Source organism: Mycobacterium sp. IS-1590 (assembly GCF_001500025.1).
GTDB lineage: Bacteria > Actinomycetota > Actinomycetes > Mycobacteriales > Mycobacteriaceae > Mycobacterium.
The window spans coordinates 38,156-63,616 of sequence record NZ_LQIW01000003.1; the positions used below are offsets into that span (position 1 = coordinate 38,156).

General features: G+C 66.1%; 26 protein-coding genes and 1 pseudogene. 20 read left to right on the plus strand and 7 right to left on the minus strand.

Annotation, left to right across the window (positions count from 1 at the left end):
- The first annotated feature begins 51 nt into the window (after nucleotides 1-51).
- Complete coding sequence (locus AU197_RS03955; RefSeq protein ID WP_064401228.1) at nucleotides 52-927, plus strand: phytanoyl-CoA dioxygenase family protein; 876 nt, start codon at nucleotides 52-54, stop codon at nucleotides 925-927.
- Here AU197_RS03955 and AU197_RS03960 read toward each other — a convergent pair.
- Nucleotides 917-2,404, minus strand: a complete 1,488-nt coding sequence (locus tag AU197_RS03960) for an MFS transporter (RefSeq protein WP_064401229.1) — start codon at nucleotides 2,402-2,404, stop codon at nucleotides 917-919. The two genes, AU197_RS03955 and AU197_RS03960, sit on opposite strands and share 11 nt — an antisense overlap.
- A gap of 169 nt (nucleotides 2,405-2,573) precedes the next feature.
- Between AU197_RS03960 and adh the strand changes: the two genes are divergently transcribed.
- From adh to AU197_RS03980, 4 genes are all read left to right on the plus strand, one after another.
- Nucleotides 2,574-4,097 carry an aldehyde dehydrogenase gene (gene adh, locus AU197_RS03965; RefSeq protein ID WP_064401230.1) on the plus strand — a complete coding sequence of 508 codons (1,524 nt, stop codon included), beginning with the start codon at nucleotides 2,574-2,576 and terminating at the stop codon, nucleotides 4,095-4,097.
- Between the two features lie 95 nt (nucleotides 4,098-4,192).
- Nucleotides 4,193-4,681, plus strand: a complete 489-nt coding sequence (locus tag AU197_RS03970; RefSeq protein ID WP_064401382.1) for a DUF779 domain-containing protein — start codon at nucleotides 4,193-4,195, stop codon at nucleotides 4,679-4,681.
- A 36-nt stretch (nucleotides 4,682-4,717) separates the two neighbouring features.
- On the plus strand, nucleotides 4,718-4,996 hold the full coding sequence (locus tag AU197_RS03975; RefSeq protein WP_064401231.1) for a putative holin: 279 nt from the start codon (nucleotides 4,718-4,720) through the stop codon (nucleotides 4,994-4,996).
- Nucleotides 4,989-5,474 carry a hypothetical protein gene (locus tag AU197_RS03980; RefSeq protein ID WP_064401232.1) on the plus strand — a complete coding sequence of 162 codons (486 nt, stop codon included), beginning with the start codon at nucleotides 4,989-4,991 and terminating at the stop codon, nucleotides 5,472-5,474. Before AU197_RS03975 ends, AU197_RS03980 begins: the two co-directional genes overlap by 8 nt.
- Nucleotides 5,475-5,494: 20 nt before the next feature.
- Here the strand turns inward: AU197_RS03980 and AU197_RS03985 are convergent, their stop codons facing one another.
- Nucleotides 5,495-6,172 carry a TetR/AcrR family transcriptional regulator gene (locus AU197_RS03985; protein WP_064401233.1) on the minus strand — a complete coding sequence of 226 codons (678 nt, stop codon included), beginning with the start codon at nucleotides 6,170-6,172 and terminating at the stop codon, nucleotides 5,495-5,497.
- A gap of 191 nt (nucleotides 6,173-6,363) precedes the next feature.
- Here AU197_RS03985 and AU197_RS03990 point away from each other — a divergent pair, with 191 nt between their 5' ends.
- From AU197_RS03990 to AU197_RS04005, 4 genes are read left to right on the plus strand one after another with little or no spacing between them, the layout of a single operon-like run.
- The gene (locus tag AU197_RS03990; protein WP_064401383.1) at nucleotides 6,364-6,783 is read left to right on the plus strand and encodes an MmpS family transport accessory protein; all 420 of its coding nucleotides are present in this window, start codon (nucleotides 6,364-6,366) and stop codon (nucleotides 6,781-6,783) included.
- Entirely contained in the window at nucleotides 6,780-9,692 is a 2,913-nt protein-coding gene (locus AU197_RS03995; protein WP_064401234.1) for an MMPL/RND family transporter, read from the plus strand. Before AU197_RS03990 ends, AU197_RS03995 begins: the two co-directional genes overlap by 4 nt.
- Nucleotides 9,693-9,701: 9 nt before the next feature.
- Entirely contained in the window at nucleotides 9,702-11,096 is a 1,395-nt protein-coding gene (gene lpdA / locus AU197_RS04000; protein WP_064401235.1) for a dihydrolipoyl dehydrogenase, read from the plus strand.
- Between the two features lie 20 nt (nucleotides 11,097-11,116).
- Complete coding sequence (locus AU197_RS04005) at nucleotides 11,117-11,407, plus strand: hypothetical protein (protein ID WP_064401236.1); 291 nt, start codon at nucleotides 11,117-11,119, stop codon at nucleotides 11,405-11,407.
- Here the strand turns inward: AU197_RS04005 and AU197_RS04010 are convergent.
- Nucleotides 11,404-11,955 (minus strand): carboxymuconolactone decarboxylase family protein, encoded by a 552-nt coding sequence (locus AU197_RS04010; protein ID WP_064401237.1) that lies wholly within the window; start codon nucleotides 11,953-11,955, stop codon nucleotides 11,404-11,406. The two genes, AU197_RS04005 and AU197_RS04010, sit on opposite strands and share 4 nt — an antisense overlap.
- A gap of 28 nt (nucleotides 11,956-11,983) precedes the next feature.
- Entirely contained in the window at nucleotides 11,984-13,411 is a 1,428-nt protein-coding gene (ramB, locus tag AU197_RS04015) for an acetate metabolism transcriptional regulator RamB (RefSeq protein WP_064401238.1), read from the minus strand.
- A gap of 131 nt (nucleotides 13,412-13,542) precedes the next feature.
- Here ramB and AU197_RS04020 point away from each other — a divergent pair, with 131 nt between their 5' ends.
- The 3 genes from AU197_RS04020 (at nucleotide 13,543) to AU197_RS04030 (ending at nucleotide 16,833) form a co-directional block, all read left to right on the plus strand.
- Nucleotides 13,543-14,319 (plus strand): acyl-[acyl-carrier-protein] thioesterase, encoded by a 777-nt coding sequence (locus tag AU197_RS04020; protein ID WP_064401384.1) that lies wholly within the window; start codon nucleotides 13,543-13,545, stop codon nucleotides 14,317-14,319.
- 267 nt (nucleotides 14,320-14,586) lie between these two features.
- On the plus strand, nucleotides 14,587-15,873 hold the full coding sequence (gene aceA / locus AU197_RS04025; RefSeq protein WP_064401239.1) for an isocitrate lyase: 1,287 nt from the start codon (nucleotides 14,587-14,589) through the stop codon (nucleotides 15,871-15,873).
- A 105-nt stretch (nucleotides 15,874-15,978) separates the two neighbouring features.
- Nucleotides 15,979-16,833, plus strand: a complete 855-nt coding sequence (locus AU197_RS04030; RefSeq protein WP_064401240.1) for a 3-hydroxybutyryl-CoA dehydrogenase — start codon at nucleotides 15,979-15,981, stop codon at nucleotides 16,831-16,833.
- A gap of 16 nt (nucleotides 16,834-16,849) precedes the next feature.
- On the opposite strand, the gene AU197_RS04035 is transcribed toward AU197_RS04030, so the two are convergent.
- The 3 genes from AU197_RS04035 to AU197_RS04045 all read right to left on the minus strand — a co-directional run bounded on the left by AU197_RS04035 (nucleotide 16,850) and on the right by AU197_RS04045 (nucleotide 19,343).
- Complete coding sequence (locus AU197_RS04035) at nucleotides 16,850-17,689, minus strand: endonuclease domain-containing protein (RefSeq protein WP_064401241.1); 840 nt, start codon at nucleotides 17,687-17,689, stop codon at nucleotides 16,850-16,852.
- A 95-nt stretch (nucleotides 17,690-17,784) separates the two neighbouring features.
- The gene (locus AU197_RS04040; protein WP_064401242.1) at nucleotides 17,785-18,639 is read right to left on the minus strand and encodes a polyphosphate kinase 2 family protein; all 855 of its coding nucleotides are present in this window, start codon (nucleotides 18,637-18,639) and stop codon (nucleotides 17,785-17,787) included.
- Entirely contained in the window at nucleotides 18,636-19,343 is a 708-nt protein-coding gene (locus AU197_RS04045; protein WP_064401243.1) for a TetR/AcrR family transcriptional regulator, read from the minus strand. Before AU197_RS04045 ends, AU197_RS04040 begins: the two co-directional genes overlap by 4 nt.
- Nucleotides 19,344-19,416: 73 nt before the next feature.
- Here AU197_RS04045 and AU197_RS04050 point away from each other — a divergent pair, with 73 nt between their 5' ends.
- The 8 genes and pseudogenes from AU197_RS04050 to AU197_RS04085 all read left to right on the plus strand — a co-directional run bounded on the left by AU197_RS04050 (nucleotide 19,417) and on the right by AU197_RS04085 (nucleotide 25,441).
- On the plus strand, nucleotides 19,417-20,787 hold the full coding sequence (locus AU197_RS04050; RefSeq protein WP_197415453.1) for a DUF445 domain-containing protein: 1,371 nt from the start codon (nucleotides 19,417-19,419) through the stop codon (nucleotides 20,785-20,787).
- Nucleotides 20,788-20,876: 89 nt separating this feature from the next.
- Entirely contained in the window at nucleotides 20,877-21,305 is a 429-nt protein-coding gene (locus tag AU197_RS04055) for a helix-turn-helix domain-containing protein (RefSeq protein ID WP_064401245.1), read from the plus strand.
- Between the two features lie 535 nt (nucleotides 21,306-21,840).
- Nucleotides 21,841-21,978: pseudogene (locus tag AU197_RS26865) on the plus strand (hypothetical protein); the annotation flags it as partial.
- Between the two features lie 84 nt (nucleotides 21,979-22,062).
- The gene (locus AU197_RS04065; protein ID WP_064351279.1) at nucleotides 22,063-22,347 is read left to right on the plus strand and encodes a DUF2516 family protein; all 285 of its coding nucleotides are present in this window, start codon (nucleotides 22,063-22,065) and stop codon (nucleotides 22,345-22,347) included.
- 26 nt (nucleotides 22,348-22,373) lie between these two features.
- Nucleotides 22,374-22,781, plus strand: coding sequence for a DUF2599 domain-containing protein (locus AU197_RS04070; protein ID WP_082696503.1), 408 nt, complete (start codon nucleotides 22,374-22,376; stop codon nucleotides 22,779-22,781).
- Complete coding sequence (deoC, locus tag AU197_RS04075) at nucleotides 22,781-23,473, plus strand: deoxyribose-phosphate aldolase (RefSeq protein ID WP_064401248.1); 693 nt, start codon at nucleotides 22,781-22,783, stop codon at nucleotides 23,471-23,473. Before AU197_RS04070 ends, deoC begins: the two co-directional genes overlap by 1 nt.
- Before the next feature lie 101 nt (nucleotides 23,474-23,574).
- Nucleotides 23,575-23,871 (plus strand): hypothetical protein, encoded by a 297-nt coding sequence (locus AU197_RS25880; protein WP_502687853.1) that lies wholly within the window; start codon nucleotides 23,575-23,577, stop codon nucleotides 23,869-23,871.
- Nucleotides 23,813-25,441, plus strand: coding sequence for a S53 family peptidase (locus AU197_RS04085; RefSeq protein ID WP_064401250.1), 1,629 nt, complete (start codon nucleotides 23,813-23,815; stop codon nucleotides 25,439-25,441). The genes AU197_RS25880 and AU197_RS04085 overlap by 59 nt, the downstream gene beginning before the upstream one ends.
- The last annotated feature ends 20 nt before the right edge of the window (nucleotides 25,442-25,461 follow it).

Sequence of the window (25,461 nt, forward strand, 5' to 3'; positions counted from 1 at the left end):
TGAGGTTCGAGAAGAAGAGGTTCAGCAGGAAATCGACCTGCTGCCGTCCTGATGGCCGACGACTCATCGACCGCTCGACACGTCGGTGAGATCGAAGAACTCGGCTACACCGTCGTCAGGGGAGTCCTCGACGATGCCGCGGTCGACGGTTATCTGAGCGATACGCGTCGGCTCGAGCGTGAACTACCGACGGTGATCGCCAACTCGAACACCGTCGTCAAGGGCTTTCCTCGCCCGGGACAGAAGCCGCACAACGGCGCTGATCACGACTGGGTCCGGATCGACAACCTGCTGCTGCACGGCGCCCGATACGAAGCGCTGCCCACCAACCCGCGGTTGTTGCCGATCATCGAGGGTGTCCTCGGGCGGGACTGCCTGCTGTCGTGGTTCATGACGAGCAACCAGCTGCCGGGGGCGGTCGAGCAGCGGTTGCACTGCGACGACGAGATGTATCCGATTCCGCGGCCGCACCAGCCGCTGCTCTGCAACGCGCTGATCGCGCTGTGCGACTTCACCGATGAGAACGGCGCGACGCGCGTTGTCCCTGGCACCCACCGGCTGGCGGCGATGCCTTCGGAGCCATATCCGCCGAGCACTCCGGTGCAGATGGCGGCCGGTGACGCCCTGGTGTGGAACGGCAGCCTGTGGCACACGGCCGGCGCCAACCGAACGAATAGGCCCCGGCCCGCTCTCACCGTCAACTACTGCGCAGGGTTTTTGCGGCAGCAGATCAACCAGCAGCTGAGCATTCCTCGAGAATTGGTGCGACGGCTGGACCCGCGACTCCGCGAACTCATCGGCTACGGGTTGTTCGCGGGCAAGATGGGTCGGATCGATTGGCGTCCGCCCGCCGATTACCTGGGTTCGGAGGAGCATCCGTTCCTCGACTCGGTTCGCGACCGTTTGGAGCGGCCGCTCACGATCTGACGGTGGGCTGTTCGGGCAGCCGAAAGGCGATGATGAGCGCGACGGCCGTGATGGCGGCTGCGACGGCGATCGTCGCCTGGGCTCCTGTCGACAGTGCCGTCGCGAGCACAGAAGTGTCCGACGAAGGTGTGAGGCGCGAATGCGACGGCATGGCCGCGTCCAGCGCCGAGCGGCCGGCCACCCCGCTGAAGACCGCCGTCAGCACACCCGCGCCCAGGGCGCCGGACAGTAATCGCAGCGCACTCTGAACACCACCGGCAACCGCTGAGTCCTGTTCGGGCACTTCGTAGTACGATATGTTCACCAGGCGCGCGTAGGCGACACCCCAGGCCACTCCATAGGCCACCAGCACCGCTCCGACCGCGACCAGCGGTGTTTCTTCAGAGAGCAGCCCGATCAGCCCGATCAGCAGAAGCGGCAGCGCAGCAAGGGCGTACCTGGCCACCGTGCGGTCATCGAGCCGCTTGGCAAGCGCCGCGGCCGCCGGGCCGCTGAGCACCGCCCCTGCGCCGTAGCAGGCCAGGACGACGCCGACACCCAGTTGGCCGACCCCGAGAACGAACCCCAGGACCAGCGGCAGGGCCAGTTGGAATCCGGTGTCGCCGATGGACATGAACGCAGAACTGAACGTGGCCAACCGAAAAGACTTGTACCGGAACAACTGTGGCGGGGCGATGGTTTGCTGCCGCCGGCGAATGCGTCTGCGTTGCACTGCGACGAAGACCGCTGCGGCAGCGATCGTGACACCGAAAAGCCCGATGGCCGTTTGCACTTGGTCGTCGTAACCGCCTCCGAGGTCCACGGCCAATGCCAGGCTGCCCGCGCTTGCCGCCAGCAGGAGCGCACCGGAGACGTCGATGTCGGCAAGGCGCTTGCGGGGGTTCTCGGCCAGGGTGGCGGCGATTCCGGCGGCGGCCAGCGCGCCGAGTAGCCCCGATCCGAAAAAGGCCCAGCGCCAACTGATCGCGGTGGCTGCCGCCGCGCCACCGACAAGAGGTCCGATCACCGCCGCCAGCCCGATCGCCGCCGCCCACAAGCCGAAGGCGCGCTCGCGCTGCGGCCCGCGTTGCGAAAACAGGGTGTTGAGCACGCCGAGACCGTTCGGCAGGGTCGCCGCCAACGCCAACCCGGACAGCACCCGGCCGCCGAAGAAGGACGGTAGATCCCACGCGATGCCGCTGAGCACGCTTCCCGCGATGAACAGAGCGGTGGCGACGAGCAGCACGAAGCGTCGTCCGAGTACGTCACCGAGCCTGCCGAACAGGACCATGAACGCCGCCGCGGCGGCGAAGTATGCGGTGAACGCCAGGCCGAGATCGGCCACGGACAAACCGAGATCCCGTACCAGCGAGGGGATGACGGCGTCGGCGATCGTGAAATCGCTGATCGCCAACGTCACCGCCAGCAACACGAATCCGTAGCCTGTCGAGGGCCGCGAACCGGACGCGCGGTGCCCGACCGTCGATGACGGATCCACGCGACCATTGTGGAGGCCGCGAGCCACGGTAGGGCCACGCTGGCGCACCGATGTGATCGCGAGCACAATCGGCCATGATGCGAAAGACCGACGGCCCGCCACCCGTCGCCGTCCCCGACGGCGCCCGGCTGTCACAGGTCTCGCCAGATGTCTCAACGAGGAGGACACGATGACCGTTTACGCCCGCCCGGGTGCCGCCGATGCCCTGATGTCGTTCGAGTCGCGCTATGGCAATTTCATCGGGGGAGAGTGGGTGCCGCCGGCCTCCGGTGAGTATTTCGAGAACCCGACGCCGGTGACGGGCCAGCCGTTTTGCGAAGTGCCTCGATCGAACGAAACCGATATCGAGGCGGCGCTGGACGCCGCACACGGCGCGGCCATCGCATGGGGCAAGACAGCCGCGGGGGAGCGCGCCGTCATCCTCAACAAGATCGCCGACCGCATCGAGGCCAATCTCGAATCCCTGGCGCTCGCGGAGTCGTGGGACAACGGCAAACCCATCCGCGAGACGCTGAACGCCGACTTGCCGTTGGCCGTCGACCACTTCCGCTACTTCGCGGGAGCGATCCGCGCGCAGGAGGGTTCGCTGTCCCAGATCGACGACGACACCGTCGCCTATCACTTCCACGAACCGCTCGGCGTGGTCGGGCAGATCATCCCGTGGAACTTTCCGATCCTGATGGCGACGTGGAAGCTGGCCCCCGCGTTGGCCGCCGGCAACGCCGTCGTGCTCAAACCGGCCGAGCAGACGCCGGCGTCGATCCTGTATCTGATGAGCCTGATCGGTGACCTGCTGCCCGCCGGTGTGCTCAACGTCGTCAACGGCTTCGGGTTCGAGGCCGGCAAGCCGCTGGCGTCGAGCAACCGCATCGCCAAGATCGCGTTCACCGGCGAGACCACCACCGGCCGGCTGATCATGCAGTACGCGTCGCAGAACCTGATCCCCGTCACGCTCGAGCTCGGCGGCAAGAGCCCCAACATCTTCTTCTCCGACGTGATGGCCGCGGCCGACGACTACCAGGACAAGGCACTCGAAGGGTTCACGATGTTCGCCCTCAACCAGGGCGAGGTGTGCACGTGCCCGTCGCGCAGCCTGATCCAGGCCGACATCTACGACGAGTTCCTGGAACTGGCCGCGATCCGCACCAAGGCCGTGCGGCAGGGCGATCCGCTGGATACCGAGACCATGATCGGATCGCAGGCCTCCAACGATCAGCTCGAAAAGGTGTTGTCCTACATCGCGATCGGCAAAGACGAGGGTGCGCGTGTCGTCACCGGCGGCGAGCGCGCCGAACTCGGCGGGGACCTGTCCGGCGGCTACTACGTCCAGCCGACGATTTTCGAGGGCAACAACACGATGCGGATCTTCCAGGAGGAGATCTTCGGGCCCGTCGTCGCGGTCACCTCGTTCACCGACTACGACGACGCGATCTCCATCGCCAACGACACGTTGTACGGGTTGGGTGCCGGTGTGTGGAGCCGCGACGGCAACACCGCCTACCGCGCCGGTCGCGACATCAAGGCCGGCCGGGTGTGGACGAACTGCTACCACGCCTACCCCGCGCACGCGGCGTTCGGCGGTTACAAGCAGTCCGGCATCGGACGCGAGAACCACCGGATGATGCTCGACCACTACCAGCAGACGAAGAACCTGCTGGTGTCCTACAGCAACAAGGCGCAGGGATTCTTCTGACCATGTCCCGGCGCGAACGTGGATTACCCGCACACCAAACCGAATTTTCGCGTGCGGGTAACCCACGTTCGGCGCACTCGGCGGCACAGCACTCGTTGCCACAGCCGCCGCAACGGGCATTGATCACCACGGCCGCGGCCGAGTTGTTGGCCAGGTTGCAGGACAAGCACGGTGCGCTGATGTTTCACCAGTCCGGCGGGTGCTGCGACGGGTCGTCGCCGATGTGCTACCCCGACGGCGAGTTCATCGTGGGTGACCGCGACGTGTTGCTCGCGATCCTCGACGTCGGGGGTGGGGTGCCCGTGTGGATCTCCGGCTCGCAGTTCGAGGCGTGGAAGCACACCCAACTCGTGATCGACGTCGTCGAAGGCCGCGGCGCAGGCTTTTCCGTCGAAGCGCCGGAAGGGGTGCGGTTTCTGAGCCGAGGCCGGGCGTTCACCGAGGCAGAGGTGCAGGCGCTGGCCGCCGCGCCGCCTGTCACCGGGGCGGACTTCGAGCGCGGCGTCCGTCCGCCGGCGTCGGTGACGCACATCGTCGGTAACCCAATCGATGCCTGTCCGATACCTGACGCGCCGGGCGGGTGAGCGGGCCGAAGTCGCCGTCCGCGTAGCCTTTCAGGCGTGATACCGCTTCCCCGTGCATGGGTACTGACCAGCGCGTTGCTGGTCGGTACGGCAGTGGGGCTGATCCTGGGGGTCGCCGCCACGCTGGTGATCGACGCCCCCATCCGCCCCGACGTCGTCGTCGCGCTCGTCGTCGGCGTACCCGCCGCGCTCGGCATGCTGGCGATCCTGGTGTCGGGTCGGCGCTGGGTGACGACCGCCGGCGCCTTCCTGCTCGGCGTCGCGCCCGGCTGGTTCGGCGTGCTGGTCACGATCCAGGCGGTGCACGGTGCCTGAGACAACCGAAACGCTGCCCGGCGACCCGACGGAGCCGTACACCCCGACGTTCACCACCGGTGAGTTCCAGGCGGTGATGGGGACGACGGCCGTCGCCGAGCACCCGTCTCAACCAGTGCCGATCCCGGCGCAGCCGGTGGTGGTCCCCGGCAACTACCAGCACCTCAAACGCTGGATGTTCATGCTCGTCGTCCTGGGCGTCTGGGCGGTCGCCGCGATGGCGGGTTGGGGCCTCTACCACTGGTGGTACCACTCGATGGACAAGACGGCCCCGGTCTTCGTCGCGCTGGTCTTCGTGGTCACATCAACGGTGGCGGGCCTGCTTCTCGCGATGGTGCCGGACAGGCCCGTGGTGTCCGCGCTCGCGATCGCGGTGATGTCCGCACCGTTCGGAGCGGTCGCCGGTGCGGCGGTCCTGCACGGTCTTTACTTCTGCGAGTGGGCCGCTCGATGTTTTGCGGGGGTCATCCCCTACTGACACGCGTTTGAGCGCACGCTTCAGCGGCCGGTCGGCTCCCACGTCCGCATCGCCGCCTCCAGGCCCTGATCGTCCAACGCGGGTACCGGCAGCGGTGGGTTGTCGGCGTGGGACCGCATGCCGTCCAACAGGATTGCGACGTATCGACGCCACAGATCGGTGTCGACGTGACCGGCGAACTCGCTGACCATACCGGCGAGCAGGCTGAGCAGAGGCAGATCGGTATTGGAGATCTCGGACCGTAGACGGCCGTCGTTCTGCGCTCGCTCGACGACTCGTACGGCAACCGGGTGAAGACGTTCCTGTGCCGCCACCACGCGCTCGCCGCCATAGGCTTTGCTGAACGCGATTTCGCGCAAGCCTCGGTCGGTGGCGGTCATCGCGCACAACTGCTCGACGAACCACACGAAGCCGTCCCACGGATCGTCATGCCGCAGCGCGGCTTCGGCCAACGCGGTCATCTCATCCAGACCGTCGACGAATATCGCCTCGAGCAGTTCGTCCTTGGTGGCGAACCGCCGGTACACCGTTCCCACCCCCACCCCTGCATGTCGGGCGACGTCATTGAGATTGGGCTCCAAGCCTTTTACGGCGAACAGCTCCCGGGCGGCTTGCAGAACGCGGGTGCGGTTACGTTCAGCGTCTTTGCGCAGCGGGCGCGAGTCCAGCCGCTGCGACCCCGTCTCGCCCACATCCATCCGAACGAGTGTAATGCGCTCCACAGTAAAGCGGATTGACCTTGTCCACTTCGTTCGTTAGCTTGGCTGACTAGCACTGCGCCCCTGAGCCCGGGGTGGTCACAACGCCGGAAGGTCCGCACATTGACTCCCGTCGATCGATCTCCCGCACTACACGTGTGCACCGGTGCCGGCCCGTGGGCGCGACGGTCATGAAACTGGTCACGCGTCTCTGGCTGCCCGCCATGATCGTGATCGCCGTATCCGCGGGCGTTCTCGCTGTGTCGAACTTCCGCGGCGTCTTCGGTGCCGAGCCCGCCTTGAAGACGCCGATCGGCGCCGACACCGCGGAGAAGTTCATCCCGAAGGTCGTGGTCTACGAGGTCTTCGGTTCGGGGGCCGCTGTGGTCAACTACCTGGATCTCGACGGCAAGCCCGTGCGCGCCGGAACCGTGAGCCTGCCCTGGTCGCTGACGTTGGAGACGACAGCGCCGTCGGTGGCACCGAACATCATCGCCCAGACCGACGGGCAGTCCATCGGCTGCCGGATCACCGTGGACGACGAGATCAAGGATGAGAAGACGGCTCAGGGTGTGAACGCTCAGACCTTCTGTCTGGTGAAGTCCGCATGAGCGCACCGGTCGACGACGCGCCGACGGACCGCAACCCGATCGCCCGGCCGAAACGTCCGTGGCTTCCGCGGTTGATCCGCCTTTTCGCTCTGCCGATCATCGTGGGCTGGGTCGTCATCGTCGGCTTCCTCAACACCGCGGTGCCGCAACTGGAAGTGGTGGGCAAGCAGCGCGCGGTGTCGATGAGCCCGCAGGACGCGCCGTCGATGATCGCGATGAAGCGCGTCGGCACCACGTTCGAGGAATACGACACTAGCAGTTCGGTCATGGTGGTGCTCGAGGGCGAGGAGAAGCTGGGCGTCGAGGCGCTCGAGTTCTACGAACAGATGGTGCGGGACCTGCGCGCCGACACCGCACACGTGCAGTACGTGCAGGACCTCTGGTCTGACTCGTTCACCGCGGCGGGCGCGCAAAGCGTCGACGGCAAGGCCGCTTACACCCAGGTGTACATCGCCGGCGACCAGGGCGAGGCCTTGGCCAACGAGTCGGTGCGCGCGGTGCGGGACATCGTCGCCAGACACCCGACACCCCCCGGTGTCGGGGTCTACGTCACCGGCGCGGCGGCCACGACGACAGACCAGAACGCCGTCGGCGACAAGAGCATGCGCACTATCGAGATGCTCACCTTCGGCGTCATCGTCGTCATGCTGTTGGTGATCTACCGGTCCATCGCCACGACGCTCGTGCTGCTCAGCATGCTCGCGATGGGACTGATGGGCGCGCGCGGGTTGATCTCATTCTTGGGCTACCACAACGTCTTTGGCCTGACGACCTTCGCCACCAACCTGGTGGTCACCTTGACCATCGCCACCGCCGTCGACTACGGGATCTTCCTGGTCGGCCGGTACCAGGAGGCACGCCGATCCGGTGAAGACCGAGAATCGGCGTACTACACGATGTTTCACGGCACCGCCCACGTCGTGGCCGCGTCCGGTCTGACCATCGCGGGAGCCACCTTCTGCCTGAACTTCACCCGGCTGCCCTATTTCCAGAGCATGGGTTATCCGATGGCCGTGGCGATGGTGTTCGGCATCGTGGTGGCCCTGACGTTCAGTCCCGCGCTGATCTCGGTGGTCAGCCGGTTCGGCCGGGTGCTGGAGCCCAGGACCAAGTCGTCGACCCGGGCGTGGCGTCGGATCGGCACCTCGACCGTCCGCTGGCCCGGCGCGTTCGTGGTGGTGGCTGTCGCGGCCTGCCTGGTCGGCTTGCTCGCGCTGCCCAGCTACCACACCAGCTACAACGACCGCCTGTATCTGCCCGACGACATCTCGGCCAACGTCGGTTACGCCGCCGCGACCCGGCATTTCTCCGAGGCCCGGATGAACCCGGATGTGCTGATGGTCGAGACCGACCGCGACCTGCGAAACCCGGCGGGATTCTTGATGATCGACAAGATCGCGAAGGCCTTGGCGGACGTCGAGGGAATCGCCCAGGTGCAGGCCATCACCCGGCCCGACGGCAAACCGATCGAGCACACGACGATTCCCTACATGATCGGCCAGCAGGGCGTCGGCCAGCTCATGTCCAACGACTACCAACAGGGCGTCATCGACAACATCATGGCCCAGGCCGACGAGATGGCGCACACCATCGCGTCGATGGAGAAGATGAACGCGATCACCCGCGAACTGTCCGTGGTGTCGCGAAGTATGGCCGACAAGATGGGCGACACGTCCCTGACCCTGCAGGACGTGCGTGACAGCATGGCCGATTTTGATGACTTCTTCCGGCCGATGCGCAACTACTTCTATTGGGAGCCGCACTGTTTCAACATTCCGGTGTGCTGGTCGCTGCGTTCCATCTTCGACAGCCTCGACGGCATCTCGACAATGTCGGACGACTTCCAGGCGATGGTTCCTGATATCAACCGGATGGCCGATCTGACGCTGGAGATGACCGCGGTGATGCCGGGCATGATCCAGTCGATGAAAAACCAGCGCCAGATGATGCTGAACCAGTATCAGGTCCAGAAGGCCCAGCAGGACCAGACCATGGAACAACAGCAGGACAGCGCGGCGATGGGGGAGGCGTTCGACGAAGCCCTCAACGACGATTCCTTCTACGTCCCGCCGGAAGCGTTCACCAACGCCGACTTCATCCGCGGTATGGACCTGATGATGTCGCCGGATGGACACGCCGTCCGGTTCACGATCATCCACCAGGGCGACCCGCTGACCGAGGAAGGCATTTCGCGGATCGAACCGCTCAAGAAGGCCGCGGCCGCGGCGATCAAGGGCACACCGCTGGAAGGTTCGTGGATCTACGTCGGCGGCGCCGCTGCGATGTTCGACGACATGCAGCAGGGCGCCGATTACGACCTGCTGATCGCCGTGACGGCGGCGCTCCTGCTGATCCTCGTCATCATGATGATCATCACCCGGGCGCTGGTCGCCGCCCTGGTCATCGTCGGAACCGTGGCGCTCAGCCTGGGCACCGCATTCGGGATGTCGGTCGTGCTGTGGCAGCACATCATCGGGATCCCCCTGCACTGGATGGTCTTGCCGATGGCGATCATCGTGCTGGTGGCCGTCGGCGCGGACTACAACCTTCTGCTGGTGTCGCGGATGAAGGAGGAAGTGCACGCCGGGCTGCGCACCGGCACCATCCGCGCCATGGCAGGCAGCGGTCCCGTCGTCACCGCCGCCGGGCTGGTGTTCGCCTTCACCATGGCGACGATGGCGGTCAGCGACCTGATCGTCATCGGCCAGGTCGGCACCACCATTGCGTTGGGTCTGATGTTCGACACATTCGTGATCAGGGGATTGATGACGCCGTCGGTGGCCACGCTGCTCGGGCGATGGTTCTGGTGGCCGCTGCAGGTGCGTCAGCGTCCGCGCCCGGCGCCGTGGCCCCAGCCGATTCAACGCGATCCCGCAGGACATGGCGGGCCGTTCGCCGATGCCCATTAGTGTGGGGGCGTGACCCACTATGACGTCGTCGTTCTCGGAGCAGGTCCCGGCGGGTACGTCGCGGCCATCCGCGCCGCGCAGCTCGGACTGAACACCGCCATCGTCGAACCCAAGTACTGGGGCGGCGTCTGCCTCAACGTCGGGTGCATCCCGTCCAAGGCGCTGCTGCGCAACGCGGAGCTCGCCCACATCTTCACCAAGGAAGCCAAGCAGTTCGGCATCAACGGAGAGGCGACGTTCGACTACGGCGTCGCCTTCGACCGCAGCCGCAAGATCGCCGACGGCCGCGTCGCCGGCGTGCACTACTTGATGAAGAAGAACAAGATCACCGAGATCCACGGCTACGGCAAGTTCAAAGACGAGCACACGCTCGAGGTCGACCTGAACGAGGGCGGCACCGAAACGGTCGAGTTCGACAACATCATCATCGCCACCGGGAGCAGTACGCGCCTGGTGCCCGGCACGTCGCTGTCCGAAAACGTGGTCACCTACGAAGAACTCATCATGACGCGCGAGTTGCCGTCCTCGATCGTCATCGCCGGCGCGGGCGCCATCGGCATGGAGTTCGGCTACGTCATGAAGAACTACGGCGTCGACGTGACGATCGTCGAGTTCCTGCCCCGCGCGCTGCCCAACGAGGACGCCGAGGTCTCCAAGGAGATCGAGAAGCAGTTCAAGAAGCTGGGCGTCAAGGTGCTGACCGGAACCAAGGTCGAGTCGATCAAGGACAGCGGCGACGACGTCACCGTGAGCGTCAGCAAGGACGGCAAGTCGCAGGACATCAAAGCCGAAAAGGTGCTCCAGGCAATCGGTTTCGCGCCCAATCTCGAAGGCTACGGGTTGGACAACACGGGCGTTGGGATCACCGAGCGCAAAGCGATCGAGATCGACGACTACATGCGCACCAGCGTGCCGCACATCTACGCGATCGGCGACGTGACGGGCAAGCTGCAGTTGGCGCACGTGGCCGAGGCCCAGGGCGTCATCGCCGCCGAAACCATCGCCGGCGCAGAGACTCTGCCGCTCGGGGACTACCGGATGCTGCCGCGCGCGACGTTCTGTCAGCCGCAGGTCGCCAGCTTCGGGCTCACCGAGGAGCAGGCCCGCGAAGAGGGTTACGACGTCAAGGTCGCCAAGTTCCCGTTCACCGCCAACGCCAAGGCGCACGGGGCGGGTGACCCCAGCGGCTTCGTCAAGCTGATCGCCGACGGCAAGTACGGCGAGCTGATCGGCGGCCACCTCATCGGCCACGACGTCTCCGAGCTGCTGCCCGAGCTGACGTTGGCCCAGAAGTGGGACCTCACCGCCACCGAGCTGGCCCGCAACGTGCACACGCACCCGACCATGTCCGAGGCGTTGCAGGAGTGCTTCCACGGGCTGCTCGGCCACATGATCAACTTCTGAGCACGGGTCGACACATCAGCGTGGTTCAGACATCCAGCACGACGAGGGCGCTCTGGGTCGCCGGCATCGGCGGCTTGGTGATCGGCCATATCCTCTGGCTGGCCGGCATCTCCTTTGCCACCTCGACGTCGGACGTCAGCTCCTGGGTGCTCGTGGTGGCCGCGGTGTCGTTCCTCGTGGGCGGCGCGGTCGGCTGGCTGGGTTGGCGCGCGTATCAGCGCGGCAGCGAGGTGCGGGCGGCGTTCCTGTGTGCGCTGCCGGTCTCCCCGGTGCTGCTGTCGCTGATCGTGCTCGGTATCACGTACCTCTAGTCCGGGAAGTCCAGCGGCACTTTCAAAGTGGTGATCGTCGCTGCCAGCCCGTCGTACTGGGCGGCCAGCATGCAGAACTCGATCAGTTGCGGTTTGGTGAGGTGCCTGGCCAGCACGGCCCAGGTCTCGGGTGAGACGCCGCGGGTGACGACGAACTCGTCGGTGGCGGTGATCAACGCGCGCTGGCGGTCGGTCAACCCCTCGGCGTCGGGACCCTCGAAGATCTTCTTCTGCACGTCCGGGCCGATTCCGCGGGTACGGGCCAGGCGGCGGTGCTGCTGCAATTCGTACTCGCAGTCGCGAAGATGCCCGACGCGCAGGATGACGGTCTCGGCGTCCTGCACCGACAGCTTGCTCAGCATTCCGAGCAGCACACCGCTGTACGGCAGCCACGCCAAGAACAGAAGCCGATGTTGGCCAAGCACATTGAAGAGGCTGAACCGGGGCGCCCTGATCGCCCGGGCGCCGAGCTTGGCGATGGCCCAGTTCACCGGGCCGAGTTCCTTGAATCCACCGGGCGCGATACGGGCCGACTCGGGTGCGCTCATCACAGCGAGTCTACGTGTGGACGCACCATCAGGGTCGACGTACCAGATAGGGCGAGACGGTGCTGCGGTGCTCGTCGATGTCGAGCGCACGGCCCAGGGCGGGGAAGGCGCGCTGCGGGCAGTTGTCGCGCTCGCAGACCCGACAACCGGCACCGATCGGCGTCGACACCTCCCCGGACAGGTCGAGCCCCTCCGAGTACACCAACCGATGCGCGTGGCGCAGCTCGCACCCCAGGCCGATGGCGAACGTCTTTCCCGGCTGGCCGTAGCGCTGCGCGCGCCGCTCGACGGTGCGGGCCACCCACAGATAGTTGCGGCCGTCGGGCATCTGCGCGACCTGCACCAGGATCTTGCCGGGATTGGCGAATGTCTCGTAGACGTTCCACAGCGGGCAGGTACCGCCGCTGGACGAGAAGTGGAAACCGGTGGCGGACTGGCGCTTTGACATGTTGCCGGCGCGGTCGACCCGGACGAAGGACAGCGGCACACCGCGCATCGACGGCCGCTGCAGGGTCGAGAGCCGGTGCGCGATCGTCTCGTAGCTGACCGAGTAGAACGCCGAAAGCCGCTCGACGTCGTAGCGGAAGTTCTCCGCGACACCGTGAAACTGCGTGTACGGCAACACTATTGCGGCGGCGCAGTAGTTGGCCAGGCCCAGGCGCGCCAGCCGCCTCGACTCATCGCTGGTGAATTTGCCCTCGTCCACGAGCTTGTCGATGAGGCCGCCGAATTCCAGGTACGCCAGTTCGACGGCCATCTTGAACACCGTCTGCCCGGACGAGAGATGGTTGTTGAGCTCGAGGGTCCTGGACTCGGGCTGGTAGCGGTGCAGCACCGATTCCCCGAGGTCCATGCGGTGGATGATGCGCACGCCGTGCACCATCGTCAGCCGGTCCGACAGTTGGCGCGCGAGCTCCGAGCGCTGCATTCGCATGCGGATGGTGAGGTCTTCGGCGGCGGTATCGAGTTCGTGCAGATAGTTCTGGCGTTGGTAGAAGTAGTCGCGTACCTCCTCGTGCGGCATGGTGATCGCACCCGAACCCGAGCTGAAGCCGCCGCCTGCGGCGAACCTGTCCTCGGTGGCCGCCGCCAGCCTGGTGGTGGTCAGCTGGTAACGACGGTGCAGGTTGACCATGGCGCGGGCGAGGTTGGGATGCGCGGCCACCATGTCCGCGATCTCGGCCAGGTCGACGTCGATATCGAGGTCACGGTCGAGGGTGACCTCGCGAAGCTCCGCGACCAGACGGGTGTCGTCCTCGGAGGCGAAGAAGGTCGCGTCGACGCCGAAAACCTCGGTGATGCGCAACAAGACGGCCACGGTCAGCGGCCGCACATCGTGTTCGATCTGGTTGAGGTAGCTCGGCGAGATGTCGAGCATCTGCGCGAGCGCCGCCTGGCTGAAGCCGCGTTCGCTGCGAAGTTGCCGAACCCGTGCGCCGACAAACGTTTTCGCCACGTCAACCAGCGTAGCAACGGTGCGAAGGTGCTCTTCGCATTGTTGGCAAATCGACCAGTGTGGCAGGATCGGCGGTCGTGAGTACGAAGCAGGGATCGGGAACGGGCCCGGCGCAGGGCCTGGCCAAGACCATGATGCCCGTCCCTGACCCGCACCCCGATGTCTTCGACATCGAGTGGCCCCTCCGGGTCGCCGACGTGGACCGCGAAGGCCGGCTCAAATTCGACGCCGCGACGCGTCACATCCAGGACATCGGGTCCGACCAACTACGCGAATTGGGTTTTCAGGAGACCCATCCGCTGTGGATCGTGCGCCGCACGATGATCGACATGATCCGGCCGATCGAGTTCCAGGACATACTGCGGCTGCGCCGGTGGTGCTCGGGCACATCGAACCGGTGGTGTGAGATGCGGGTGCGCATCGACGGCCGAAAGGGCGGCCTCGTGGAGTCGGAAGCCTTCTGGATCAACATCAATCGGGAGACGCAGGGCCCGGCGCGCATATCCGACGACTTCCTCGAGGGGCTGCGGCGCACGACCGACGTCGACCGGTTGCGGTGGAAGGCCTACCTGTCGGCGGGGAGCCGTGAGGACGCCGACGAGATCCGCGAGTTCCCGATGCGGGTCAGCGACATCGACATCTTCGACCACATGAACAACGCGGTGTACTGGTCGGTGATCGAGGACTACCTGCACCACCATCCGGAGCTGGCGCGGTACCCGTTACGCGCGACGATCGAACACGACGCGGCGGTCGCGCTGGGCGACAAGATGGAGATCCTCAGCCACACCTATCCGCCGGGTTCGACGGACAAATTCGGTCCCGAGCTGACGGACCGCACTGTTACAACGCTCACATATGCGGTCGGCGACGAGGCCAAGGCCGTCGCATCGATCTTCAACCTCTGATCGCCGCCGGTTTAACAGTACGAGCGTACTGACCTGCGGATATCGGCTACTCATCGGTAACTTCTGAACCGGTCAAGCACATACCCTTCTTCGCAAAATTTGCAAACTTCGGGTGGTGCTTGGCGAAACTTGGCATCCGAAACGGCTGGACCTGCGCTAATGGACTGAGGCATCCTCGTAGTAGCGAAACCGCAAAACCGTGTGGGCGTTAACAAGCCGGGTATGCCGGCCGCGCCGCAGCGATAGTGAACAGATCGAAGGAGCGCCATGTCAACCGTCGGCAAGCCGAAGAGCGCAGAAGAAATCCAGCGCGACTGGGACACCAATCCCCGCTGGAAGAACGTGACCCGCGACTACTCCGCCGAGGACGTCGTCGCGCTGCAGGGCACCGTCGTCGAGGAGTCCACGCTGGCCAAGCGCGGGGCGGAGATCCTGTGGAATCAGCTGCACGACATGGAGTTCGTCAACGCGCTCGGCGCGCTGACCGGCAACATGGCCGTCCAGCAGGTCCGTGCCGGCCTGAAGGCCATCTACCTGTCCGGATGGCAGGTCGCCGGTGACGCGAACCTGTCCGGCCACACCTACCCCGACCAGAGCCTGTACCCGGCCAACTCGGTGCCGCAGGTGGTCCGCCGGATCAACAACGCGCTGCTGCGTGCCGATGAGATCGCCAAGGTCGAGGGCGACACCTCGGTCGAGAACTGGCTGGTGCCGATCGTCGCCGACGGTGAGGCCGGCTTCGGCGGTGCGCTCAACGTCTACGAGCTGCAGAAGGCGATGATCGCCGCCGGCGTCGCGGGCTCACACTGGGAGGACCAGCTGGCCTCGGAGAAGAAGTGCGGCCACCTCGGTGGCAAGGTGCTGATCCCGACCCAGCAGCACATCCGCACGCTGACCTCGGCACGGCTGGCCGCCGACGTCGCCGACGTCCCGACCGTCGTGATCGCCCGCACCGACGCCGAGGCCGCCACGCTGATCACCTCCGACGTCGACGAGCGCGACCAGCCGTTCATCACCGGTGAGCGGACCAAGGAAGGCTTCTACCGCGTGAAGAACGGCATCGAGCCGTGCATCGCGCGCGCGAAGGCGTACGCGCCGTACGCCGACCTGATCTGGATGGAGACCGGCACCCCCGACCTCGAGCTGGCCAAGCAGTTCGCCGAGGGCGTGCAGGCCGAGTTCCCCGACCAGATGCTGGCCTACAACTGCTCGCCGTCGTTCAACTGGAAGAAGCACCTCGACGACGCCACGATCGCGAAGTTCCAGAAGGAGCTCGGCGCGATGGGCTTCAAGTTCCAGTTCATCACGCTGGCCGGCTTCCACGCCCTGAACTACTCGATGTTCGATCTGGCTTACGGCTACGCCCGCAACCAGATGAGCGCGTACGTCGAGCTGCAGGAGCGCGAGTTCGCCGCCGAGGAGCGGGGTTACACCGCGACCAAGCACCAGCGCGAGGTCGGCGCGGGCTACTTCGACCGGATCGCCACCACGGTGGACCCGACCAGCTCGACCACCGCGCTGAAGGGTTCGACCGAAGAGGGTCAGTTCCACTGACATCTCGGTGAGTAAGCCAGGCCCAGTAGGCTCACGAGGCCCAACGGCTTGTCATCAGGCCCCGTCCTTATATTGGGCGGGGCCTGATGTTGTGGAGAGGACGCAATGAGTATCGAACGAGTGGGCGTGGTCGGCGCCGGACAGATGGGCAGCGGCATCGCCGAAGTGTCGGCGAAAGCCGGCGCGAACGTCGTCGTCTACGAGCCGTCCGAGGAACTCGTCGAGGCCGGGCGCAAGCGGATCACCGGATCGCTGGAGCGGGCGGCGAGCAAGGGCAAGCTCTCCGAAGCCGATCGCGATGCGACGCTGGCGCGGTTGAGCTACACGACCAACCTGTCGGATCTGGCCGACCGCCAGCTGGTGATCGAGGCCGTCGTCGAGGATGAGGCCGTCAAGGGCAAGATCTTCGCCCAGCTCGACGAGATCATCACCGATCCCGACGCGGTGCTGGCGTCGAACACGTCGAGCATCCCGATCATGAAAATCGCTGCGGCGACCAAGAATCCGAGCCGGGTGCTGGGGCTGCACTTCTTCAACCCGGTGCCGGTGCTGCCGCTGGTGGAACTGGTCAACACGCTGGTGACGTCGGAGGGGGCGCTCGCGCGGACCGAGCAGTTCGCCAGCGAGGTGCTGGGCAAGCAGGTGGTGCGGTGCAGCGACCGTTCGGGTTTCGTCGTCAACGCGCTGCTGGTGCCGTATCTGTTGTCGGCGATCCGGATGGTGGAGGCGGGCGTCGCCACGGTCGAGGACGTGGACAAGGCGATCGTGGCCGGGCTCTCGCATCCGATGGGGCCGCTGCGGCTTTCGGACCTGATCGGTCTGGACACCATGAAGCTGATCGCCGACTCGATGTTCGAAGAACTCAAGGATCCGCATTACGCGCCGCCGCCGCTGCTGCTGCGGATGGTCGAGGCGGGTCAGCTCGGCAAGAAGTCAGGCCAGGGCTTCTACAGCTATTAGCGCCGAGCGCCGCCCATCAAACGGGGCAGCCGCGGCTCCTGAGCGCCTCGCATACCCGGCGCACTATCTCTTCTCGTCGATACCGTAGGTGACGCGCGCTGACCCGCACGATCAGCCAGCCTTGCGCGGCCAAGAACTCCAGCCGTTCGATGTCTCCGGCGTGAATGTCGGGAGTCGTCCAATGCTGCACTCCGTCGTACTCGACGCCCACTTTCGGATGGCGCCAGCCCATATCGATTCGGCGATTGCCAACGCGAATCTGCGTGGCCGGGCGAGGCAACCCGGCACGGACGAGCAGCAGGCGAAGCTCGGTCTCCTTCGGCGATTCCGCACCGCCATCGACGAGATCCAACGTCGCGCGCAGTTCACGGATGCCTCGTGCGCCGGGATAGCGGTTCGCGATGCCCTGCACTTCGGCGATGGTGCACCCGGTCGCGTTGAGCAGGGCGTCGATTCGCATGATCCCCAGATCCCCCGGCACGCGCCGGCCTAGGTCATAAGCCGTGCGAGCGGGTGTCGTACAGTCGAAACTACCTCGCAGGCAGACCTCGTCATCGGCGAGCGTCCCACTGAAGATGGCGATTCCGCGCGGAGATCGATGGCGTATACGTGCCAGTTCCGCCGGTCTGTCGGGCGGTAGCCAGCGAGTTCCGAACATCGCCGCGGCCGAATGGCCGAATATGGTCGCTTGTCCGCGAGACCAAAGCCAAGCTGCGACGGCGCGGTCTCTCGCGTCGAGTTCCATTCCCGTCGGCGCGTATACGTTGTGGTGCACCTTGAAGTATTTGGTGCGCAGGTTGTGACGTGTCACGATGCCGGCGGCCAGCGCCTCGCTGCCCACGATGAGATGGTCCATATCCCGTTAGATGCGCCAAGCGCCCAAACGGTTCCGCGAGACTGCGGTTTATGACAGAAATCGGCCGAAATTCGTCAGAAACCGCAGTCTCGGCGCTAAGACTCCAGCAGCCGCTTGCGTTCGGCGTCGACATCGAAATCCGCAGGCGGGTAAGCCAAGTCGAGACTTTCGAGCGCACCGATCAGCAATTCGGTGACGGCGAGCCGGCCGTACCATCGGCGATCGCAGGGCACCACATGCCACGGCGCGTAGTCCGTCGACGTGCGATCCAGGACCGCCTGGTAGGCCTCCTGATACCGAGGCCACTCGAGGCGCTCGTCGATGTCACCCGGGTTGTACTTCCAGTATTTCGTCGGGTCGTCGAGCCGTTCGAGCAGCTGCTTGCGCTGCTCCTCGAGGGAGATGAACATCGCGACCTTCACCAGAGTCGTTCCACCGTCGACGAGTTCGCGCTCGAAGGCGTTGATCTCGTCGTAGCGCGCACCCCACACCTCCGGCGGTACCAGGTTGCGCACCCGAACGATGAGCACATCCTCGTAATGTGACCGGTCGAAGACGCCGATGTGGCCCGGCGGCGGCAGTGCACGCCGGATGCGCCACAGGAAGTCGTGCGCCAGCTCCTCCGGTGTCGGCTTGCCGAACGCGGTGTAGCGCACACCCATAGGATTGACCGCTCCGACAACATGCTTGACGATCCCGCCCTTGCCCGCGGCGTCCATGCCCTGCAGCACCAGCAAGACCGAGCGGGCGTCGTCGCTGCCCTTGGAACTGGCGTAGAGCATCTCCTGCAGTTCGGCCAGGCGGTTGCTGCGGGCCGCCTGCACCGGTGCCGCATCGGCCTTGGAGCCGTCGAAACCCGGTGTCGCCGAAGTGTTCAGATCGGACACCTTGTCGCCGTGCCGAAACCGCACCGCGTCGGCGATGGGTGAGGTGACCGCGTCCGAGCTCACCGGTCGTCTTGGGTCGGCGGCAGCATCGGCGACGGGTGTGGCCGGCTACGGAACGCCTCGAGCGACCCGCCCACTTCGACGATGCCGCACAACGCATTCCACGACAGCATGGTCAAGTAGTCGATCAGCTCGTCGGAGCTCATGCGCCGATTCGACATCCACGAGTGCGTCGCCAGCTGAACCCCGCCGACCGTGTGGTAAGCCCACGGCTCGACACCCCCGGTGTCCATACCGGCCTCCTGCATCCGGCGTCGCAACATCACCGCCAACATGCGGGCGATGATCTGCTCACTCGTTGCGACCGCGCGGCTCTTGCTTGCCGAGTTGTTCGCCATCACGAACTCATAGGGTTCGGGTTCGGCGGCCACCGTTTCGACGTAGACCCGGATGACTTCGCGCGTCAGCTCGTACCCGTCCAGGTTCGATGACAGCGCCGCGGCCATGTTCGGGATCAGCGTGGTCTGCGCGAACCGCATCATCACCGCGGTCGTCAGGTCGTTCTTGTCGACGAAGTAGCGGTACAGCACCGTCTTCGAGACACCGATCTCGGCCGCGATCTCGTCCATGCTGACGCCGCTGCCGAGGCGGCGGATCGCCTCCAGGGTGCCATCCACCAGCTCGTTGCGGCGCTCTACCTTGTGCTTGTGCCAACGCCGCTTGCGGCCGTCTGTCTTGACCGCGATCGCTTCGGACTGTTGTGCCACTATCCCCGTGATCCGTTCCGTAGTTCCCCTTGATAGTACGGCTGATCTTGACGTCGCGTGTTGTCGGACCAGGGTGGCGCGCGTCGTAGCGGATGATGGTGGGGTGGCACACAGACTGAGCGCCGGGCGACCCGCCGCGGCGGCTCCGCCCGCTCCGCGGAGAAGCTTCGCCGAATCGTTGGCGGGGGCCGACTCCGTCGCCGATGCGGAGCGTCGCCGTTCGCTGCGGCGCATGAAGGTCGTCGCGCTGAGTTTCCTCATCGGTGCCTCGGTCGTCTTCCTGATCTGCACCTGGGCCCAATCCACCGGTAACGCGCCGGACTGGGTCGGCTATGTGCGCGCGGCCGCCGAGGCCGGCATGGTCGGTGCGCTCGCGGACTGGTTCGCGGTCACCGCCCTGTTCAAACACCCGCTGGGCATCCCGATCCCGCACACCGCGATCATCAAGCGCAAGAAGGACCAGCTCGGTGAGGGCCTCGGCACCTTCGTCCGCGAGAACTTCCTGTCGGCTGAAGTCGTGTCGGCCAAGCTGCGCAACGCCGAGGTCGCCGGTCGGCTGGGCAAGTGGCTCTCCGACCGCTCGCACGCCGAACGCGTTGCCGCCGAAACCGCCACCGTGCTGCGAGTTCTCGTGGAGATGCTGCGCGACGAGGATGTGCAGCAGGTGCTGGACCGGATGATCGTCAAGCGCGTCGCCGAGCCGCAGTGGGGTCCTCCCATCGGTCGCGTGCTGGCCACGCTGTTGGCCGAACACCGGCAGGAGGCGCTGCTGCAACTGCTCGCCGACCGCGCCTTCCAGTGGTCCCTCAACGCCGGACCCGTGATCGACCGGGTCATCGAGCGCGATTCGCCAACCTGGTCCCCGCGCTGGGTGGACCACCTCGTCGGCGACCGCATCCACCGCGAGTTGATGGACTTCACCGACAAGGTTCGACGCAACCCGGACCACGAACTGCGGCGGTCGGCGACCCGGTTCCTGTTCGAGTTCGCCGACGACCTCCAGCACGATCAGGCCACCATCGAGCGCGCCGAGAACGTCAAGGAACAGGTCATGGCCCGCGAGGAGGTCACCCGCGCCGCGGAGACCGCCTGGACGGCGGCCAAGCGCATCCTGTTTGAGTCGGTCGACGACCCCTCATCGACGCTGCGCACGCGGATAGCCGACAGCGTGATGCTGATCGGGGAGTCCTTGCGCGACGACGCCGACCTGCGCGACAAGGTGGACAACTGGATCATCCGGGCGGCCCAGCACCTGGTCGCTCAGTACGGCGTGGAGATCACCGCGATCATCACCGAAACCATCGAACGGTGGGACGCCGACGAGGCCAGTCGCCGCATCGAGCTGCACGTCGGACGCGACCTGCAATTCATCCGGATCAACGGAACCGTGGTCGGCGCGCTGGCGGGTCTGGTCATCTATTCCGTAGCCCAACTTATATTCTGACCTGCGCTAACGAGTGCTTGCAAAAGTTAGCACTCCGTCGTACGGTAGGTGAGTCGCTTACTGGATACCCGATGCGCGGAGGGCTTCGTATGTCGCAGGATGAGAATCTTGCCGTCGTCGTGTCCAACGCTGCGCAGACCGCCGCGCAGGACATCGGCACGTTCATTCGGACGCAGCGCGAGGCCGCTCAGGTATCCGTACGACAGCTGGCCGAGAAGGCCGGAGTCAGCAATCCCTACCTCAGCCAGATCGAGCGGGGATTGCGCAAACCCTCCGCCGACGTGCTCAACCAGATCGCCAAGGCGTTGCGGTTGTCGGCGGAGGTGCTCTACGTGCGGGCCGGGATTCTCGAGCCCAGCGAGAAGAGCGAGGTGCGCGACGCCATCGTCAACGACACGGTGATCACCGAGCGGCAGAAGCAGGTGCTGCTCGACATCTACACGTCGTTCTGTCAGCAGAACGAGGCCGAAGTTGACGAGACAGGTAGCGACACAGAACAGGAGTCGTCGACTGAATAGAGACTCCACTTTCTGAACCCGAACGCAAGCCAACGACATACCTTGAGAAAGGAACACCATGGCCAAGAACACCCCCGCCAAGAACCAGCCCACCCCCGACGACCTCAAGGCGCCGTTGCTCGCCGCCGTCGGTGCCGCCGACCTCGCCCTCGAGCGGGTCAACGAGATCGTCGCCGCCCTTCGTGAGCGTGCCGACGACGCCCGCACCGATTCGCGTAGCCGCGTCGAGGGGACCCGTGCGCGGATCGACCGGTTGCAGGAGGACCTGCCGACGCAGTTCGGTGAGCTGCGCGACCGTCTGAGCTCCGACGAGCTGCGCAAGTTCGCCGAGACCTACGCCGAGGCGGCGCAGACCACCTACAACAAGCTCGTCGAGCGTGGTGAGGCCGCACTCGAGCGCCTGCGCAGCCAGCCCGGCTTCAGCGAGGCCGCCGGCCGTGTCGAGGGCTACACCGACCAGGCCGTCGAGCTGACCCAGGAGGCACTGGGCAACGTGGCCGCGCAGACCCGCGCCGTGGGTGAGCGTGCCGCCAAACTGGTCGGCGTGGAGCTGCCCAAGAAGGCGGACAAGGGTGCCGCGCCGGTGAAGAACGCCGCCAAGAAGGCTCCGGCCAAGGCCCCGGCGAAGAAGACCCCGGCCAAGAAGGCTCCGGCCAAGAAGGCTGCGGCCAAGAAGGTCACCCAGAAGTAAGGACGCGACAGCGGGTCGGAAGGCCCAAAGTCGACCGAGGGGACGTAACCCGCTTAGTCTTGAAGCGTGCAGCTCCAAGGCTTGGTGGGTTACGTCCTCTTCTTTTTGCAGATCGCCGTGCTCGCGACGACGGTGTACGCGTTCGTCCACGCGGCGATGCAACGGCCGGACGCGTATCCGGCCGCCGACAAACTGACCAAGCCGGTCTGGTTGGTCATCCTCGGGGTCGCCGGGTTGCTCGCGCTGGTCCTCGGTTCCGTGCTCGGCCCCGCCATCGCCGCCGTCGCGGCCGGTGTCTACCTGGTCGATGTGCGGCCCAAGCTGCTCGAGGTCCAGGGGAAGTCCCGGTAGTGCGTCGAGTCATCGCGGTCGTCGTCATGGCGGCCGGTTTCCTGGTGCCTGCGCTGGCCGGCCCCGTGGCGTCGGCGAATCCTGCGCCGCCTGCCGACCCGACGACGCCGGCCCCGCCGTTGGTCGATCACGTCGAATGGGCCAAGTGGGGCGATCTGTCGAGTCTGCGGGTGTATCCGACCGCGGCCGGCCGCCGGGCGTCCGGGTTGGCCACCCCGGCTCAGGGCGAGGCGGCCTGGGTCGAGGTGCTCGCGCTCGCCCCCGATGCGGACATCCCGGGTATGAAACCGCAATTCGTCTGTCACTGGGAGTTCGCCGAGTACTACCAACCCGGTAAGACCAGCTGGAATCTCGAGCCGTGGCGCCCCGAGGTCTCCTATGACCAGATGGTGGAGACCGGCTGCAACCCCGGCGGTACCGAAGAGCCGTTCTGATGACTCACAGCTACCGACGCGACGAGGTCGCCGGGCTGGTCGATCACACACTGCTCAAGCCCGAAGCGACCGAGGCCGACGTCGCCGCGGTCGCCGAGGAGGCTGGGGCGCTCGGGGTCTACGCCGTCTGCGTGTCGCCGTCGATGGTGTCGGTCGCCAGACGGTCCGGTTCGCCGTCGCAGGTGGTGTGTGCGGTGGTCGGATTCCCCTCGGGCAAACACCTTTCGGCGATCAAAGCTTCCGAGGCGCGGCTCGCGGTCGAAGCCGGCGCGGGTGAGATCGACATGGTGATCGATGTGGGGGCGGCGCTGCACGGCGACTTCGCTGCGGTGCGTGCCGACGTCGAGGCGGTGCGTACCGAGATCGGGCCCCGCGCGACGTTGAAAGTGATCGTCGAGTCCGCCGCGCTACTTCTGCTCGGCGACGAGCAGACATTGCTGGGTGCCTGCCGGGCCGCGGCGGAGGCAGGCGCCGATTTCGTCAAGACCTCCACGGGATTTCATCCCGCAGGCGGGGCGTCGGTGCGCGCCGTGGAGCTGATGACGACGGTGGGTCCGCAAGTCAAAGCCAGCGGCGGCATCCGGACCGCCGATGACGCGATCGCGATGCTGAACGCCGGCGCCACCCGATTGGGGTTGTCGGCGACCAGGGCGGTGCTCGAGGGCTTTCCGAAAGCCGACCGCCGACAGTAATTTACGCGCCTAATCGAAATTTGCCGTATAGTGACGTCCGCCCCCGACGGCTGGAACCATCACCATCTGCGTACACGGGAAACCGTGGATAGGATCCGATCATGATGACTCAAAGCGGTTTGCTTCGTCGAACGCTGGCCGGAGCGGGGGTGACCGCGGTGCTGGCGATGGGTGCGTTCACCGCCGGCTGCGCCCGGGAAGAGGAACCGGCGCCCGAGACGTCGACCACGACGACGACGACAACCACCACCACTACGGCGCCGCCTCCTCCCGCTACGCCGACGGAGAAGGCGCCGCGCATCGATCCCAATGAGCCGAACCCGTTCTCGCCCACCGTTCATGCGCCGCCGGCTCCCGGTCCGACGCCCGGTCGGCACCGCGGTCCTCACGGCCAGTAGGCCCGGGGCCGCCTTACTGTTCACCGCCGCGCTGCTCATCGCAGCGTCGGGTGCGTGTGCATCGCGCACCCCGGCGGTGATCACCGGCCCCTATGCGGCGTTGCTGGCGAGTTCGACCGACCTGGGCCCCTCACGTTCGGCGGACGCGCAACTCACCGTCACGCTCGGCGGACCGGAACGTCCAGCCGCCTTGATGGGCTGGGCGGACGCGCGCGACCTCTGGGTGCGCTGGCGGCCCGGTGACGCATGGGCGATCGTCGAGGGAACGGCCGGGGATCTCGCGCGGGCGTTCGGGATTCCGGTGCGCGACTACCGGTCTCCGAAGGGCGAGGAGTTCTACGCCTCGCCCGAACAGCCGGCGATACCGGCGGAACTCCGCGACGACGTCACCGCGGTCGGGCGGGTGATGAGCTACACCCCGTACCGCATGAAGCGGCCCGACTTCGTTCCCCTCGACGTGCCCAAGGGCGGGCTGACGCCCGACGGATTGTTGTCGGCGTACAACGCGACGCCGTTGGCGGACGCCGGTTTCACCGGTGCGGGCGCAACGATCGTCATCTTCGCGTTCGACAGCGTCGAGCAGGAGGACCTCGACCTGTTCGCCGATACGTCCGGATTACCGCGCTTCACGCCCGAGATCGTCGGCGGCAAGCCGTCCGAGGTGCACGGTGAGACGGCGATGGATCTGCAAGTGGCGCACGCGATTGCGCCCGATGCGCGGCTTGTGGTGGTCAACGCCCGGCCGACGGTGGAGGGCGACGGCAGCTACGAGAAGCTCGGGAGGCTGTTCGAACAGGTCGACCGTGACTACCCGGGCGCGGTGTGGAGTCTGTCGATCGGCTGGGGATGCGAGGCGTTCGTCACCGCGGCCGATCTGGCTCCGGTCGAGGCGGCCTTGACGGCGGCCCAGCGGCGCGGCACAACGGCCTTCGACGCCAGCGGGGACACCGCCGGTCTGGAGTGCAAAGGCGGAGACCGATGGTCGGCTCCGCCGGGACCCGACGACATCGGTGTCGACGCGGTCGCCTCCCTTCCCACGATGACGTCGGTCGGAGGCACCACGCTGTCGACCGGTGCGCGTGGGCAGTGGCTGGCCGAACACGCGTGGGTGGATTCGCCGCTGTCGCAGGGCAGTAGCGGCGGGGTGGCGAAGTTGTTCGCCCGGCCGGCGTGGCAGGACAAATTGGATGTCGAGCGTGACACCGAGCGCCGCCGGCTACTCCCCGACGTCTCGGCGGTCGCCGATCCTTTCACCGGTGTGCGGTTCATCTACGGCCAGCGCGAGGTCGTCGGCGGCGGCACGTCGCAATCGGCCCCGATCTGGGCGGCACTCACTGTGCTGATGAACCAGTACCTGGTGGCCAACGGTGGACGACCGGTCGGAAACCTCAATCCCGTGCTCTACCAGGTGGCCTCCGGGTCCCGTCTACCCGGCTTCCGTGATGTGATCAAGGGCGGCAACGCCGTCGATCTGGCGGCACCTGGATACGACCTGGTGACGGGCCTGGGCAGCCCGAACATCGAGAATCTCGCACGCAACATCCTCGACCTGCAGAAGACGTCGCGTTGACCGAAGCGTCGCCACGCCGC

What these genes read in the sequence shown, in the direction of transcription:
- AU197_RS04070 (WP_082696503.1), top strand. Translation starts at nt 22,374, where the DNA reads ATGGCGGCCGGTTTCCTGGTGCCTGCGCTGGCCGGCCCCGTGGCGTCG.
- AU197_RS04085 (WP_064401250.1), top strand. Translation starts at nt 23,813, where the DNA reads ATGCGCCGCCGGCTCCCGGTCCGACGCCCGGTCGGCACCGCGGTCCTC.
- AU197_RS04035 (WP_064401241.1), bottom strand. Translation starts at nt 17,689, where the DNA reads ATGGACCATCTCATCGTGGGCAGCGAGGCGCTGGCCGCCGGCATCGTG.
- AU197_RS03955 (WP_064401228.1), top strand. Translation starts at nt 52, where the DNA reads ATGGCCGACGACTCATCGACCGCTCGACACGTCGGTGAGATCGAAGAA.
- AU197_RS04030 (WP_064401240.1), top strand. Translation starts at nt 15,979, where the DNA reads ATGAGTATCGAACGAGTGGGCGTGGTCGGCGCCGGACAGATGGGCAGC.
- AU197_RS04010 (WP_064401237.1), bottom strand. Translation starts at nt 11,955, where the DNA reads ATGAGCGCACCCGAGTCGGCCCGTATCGCGCCCGGTGGATTCAAGGAA.
- AU197_RS04020 (WP_064401384.1), top strand. Translation starts at nt 13,543, where the DNA reads ATGATGCCCGTCCCTGACCCGCACCCCGATGTCTTCGACATCGAGTGG.
- deoC (WP_064401248.1), top strand. Translation starts at nt 22,781, where the DNA reads ATGACTCACAGCTACCGACGCGACGAGGTCGCCGGGCTGGTCGATCAC.
- adh (WP_064401230.1), top strand. Translation starts at nt 2,574, where the DNA reads ATGACCGTTTACGCCCGCCCGGGTGCCGCCGATGCCCTGATGTCGTTC.
- AU197_RS03995 (WP_064401234.1), top strand. Translation starts at nt 6,780, where the DNA reads ATGAGCGCACCGGTCGACGACGCGCCGACGGACCGCAACCCGATCGCC.
- AU197_RS03990 (WP_064401383.1), top strand. Translation starts at nt 6,364, where the DNA reads ATGAAACTGGTCACGCGTCTCTGGCTGCCCGCCATGATCGTGATCGCC.
- AU197_RS25880 (WP_502687853.1), top strand. Translation starts at nt 23,575, where the DNA reads ATGATGACTCAAAGCGGTTTGCTTCGTCGAACGCTGGCCGGAGCGGGG.
- AU197_RS04055 (WP_064401245.1), top strand. Translation starts at nt 20,877, where the DNA reads ATGTCGCAGGATGAGAATCTTGCCGTCGTCGTGTCCAACGCTGCGCAG.
- aceA (WP_064401239.1), top strand. Translation starts at nt 14,587, where the DNA reads ATGTCAACCGTCGGCAAGCCGAAGAGCGCAGAAGAAATCCAGCGCGAC.
- AU197_RS03985 (WP_064401233.1), bottom strand. Translation starts at nt 6,172, where the DNA reads ATGGATGTGGGCGAGACGGGGTCGCAGCGGCTGGACTCGCGCCCGCTG.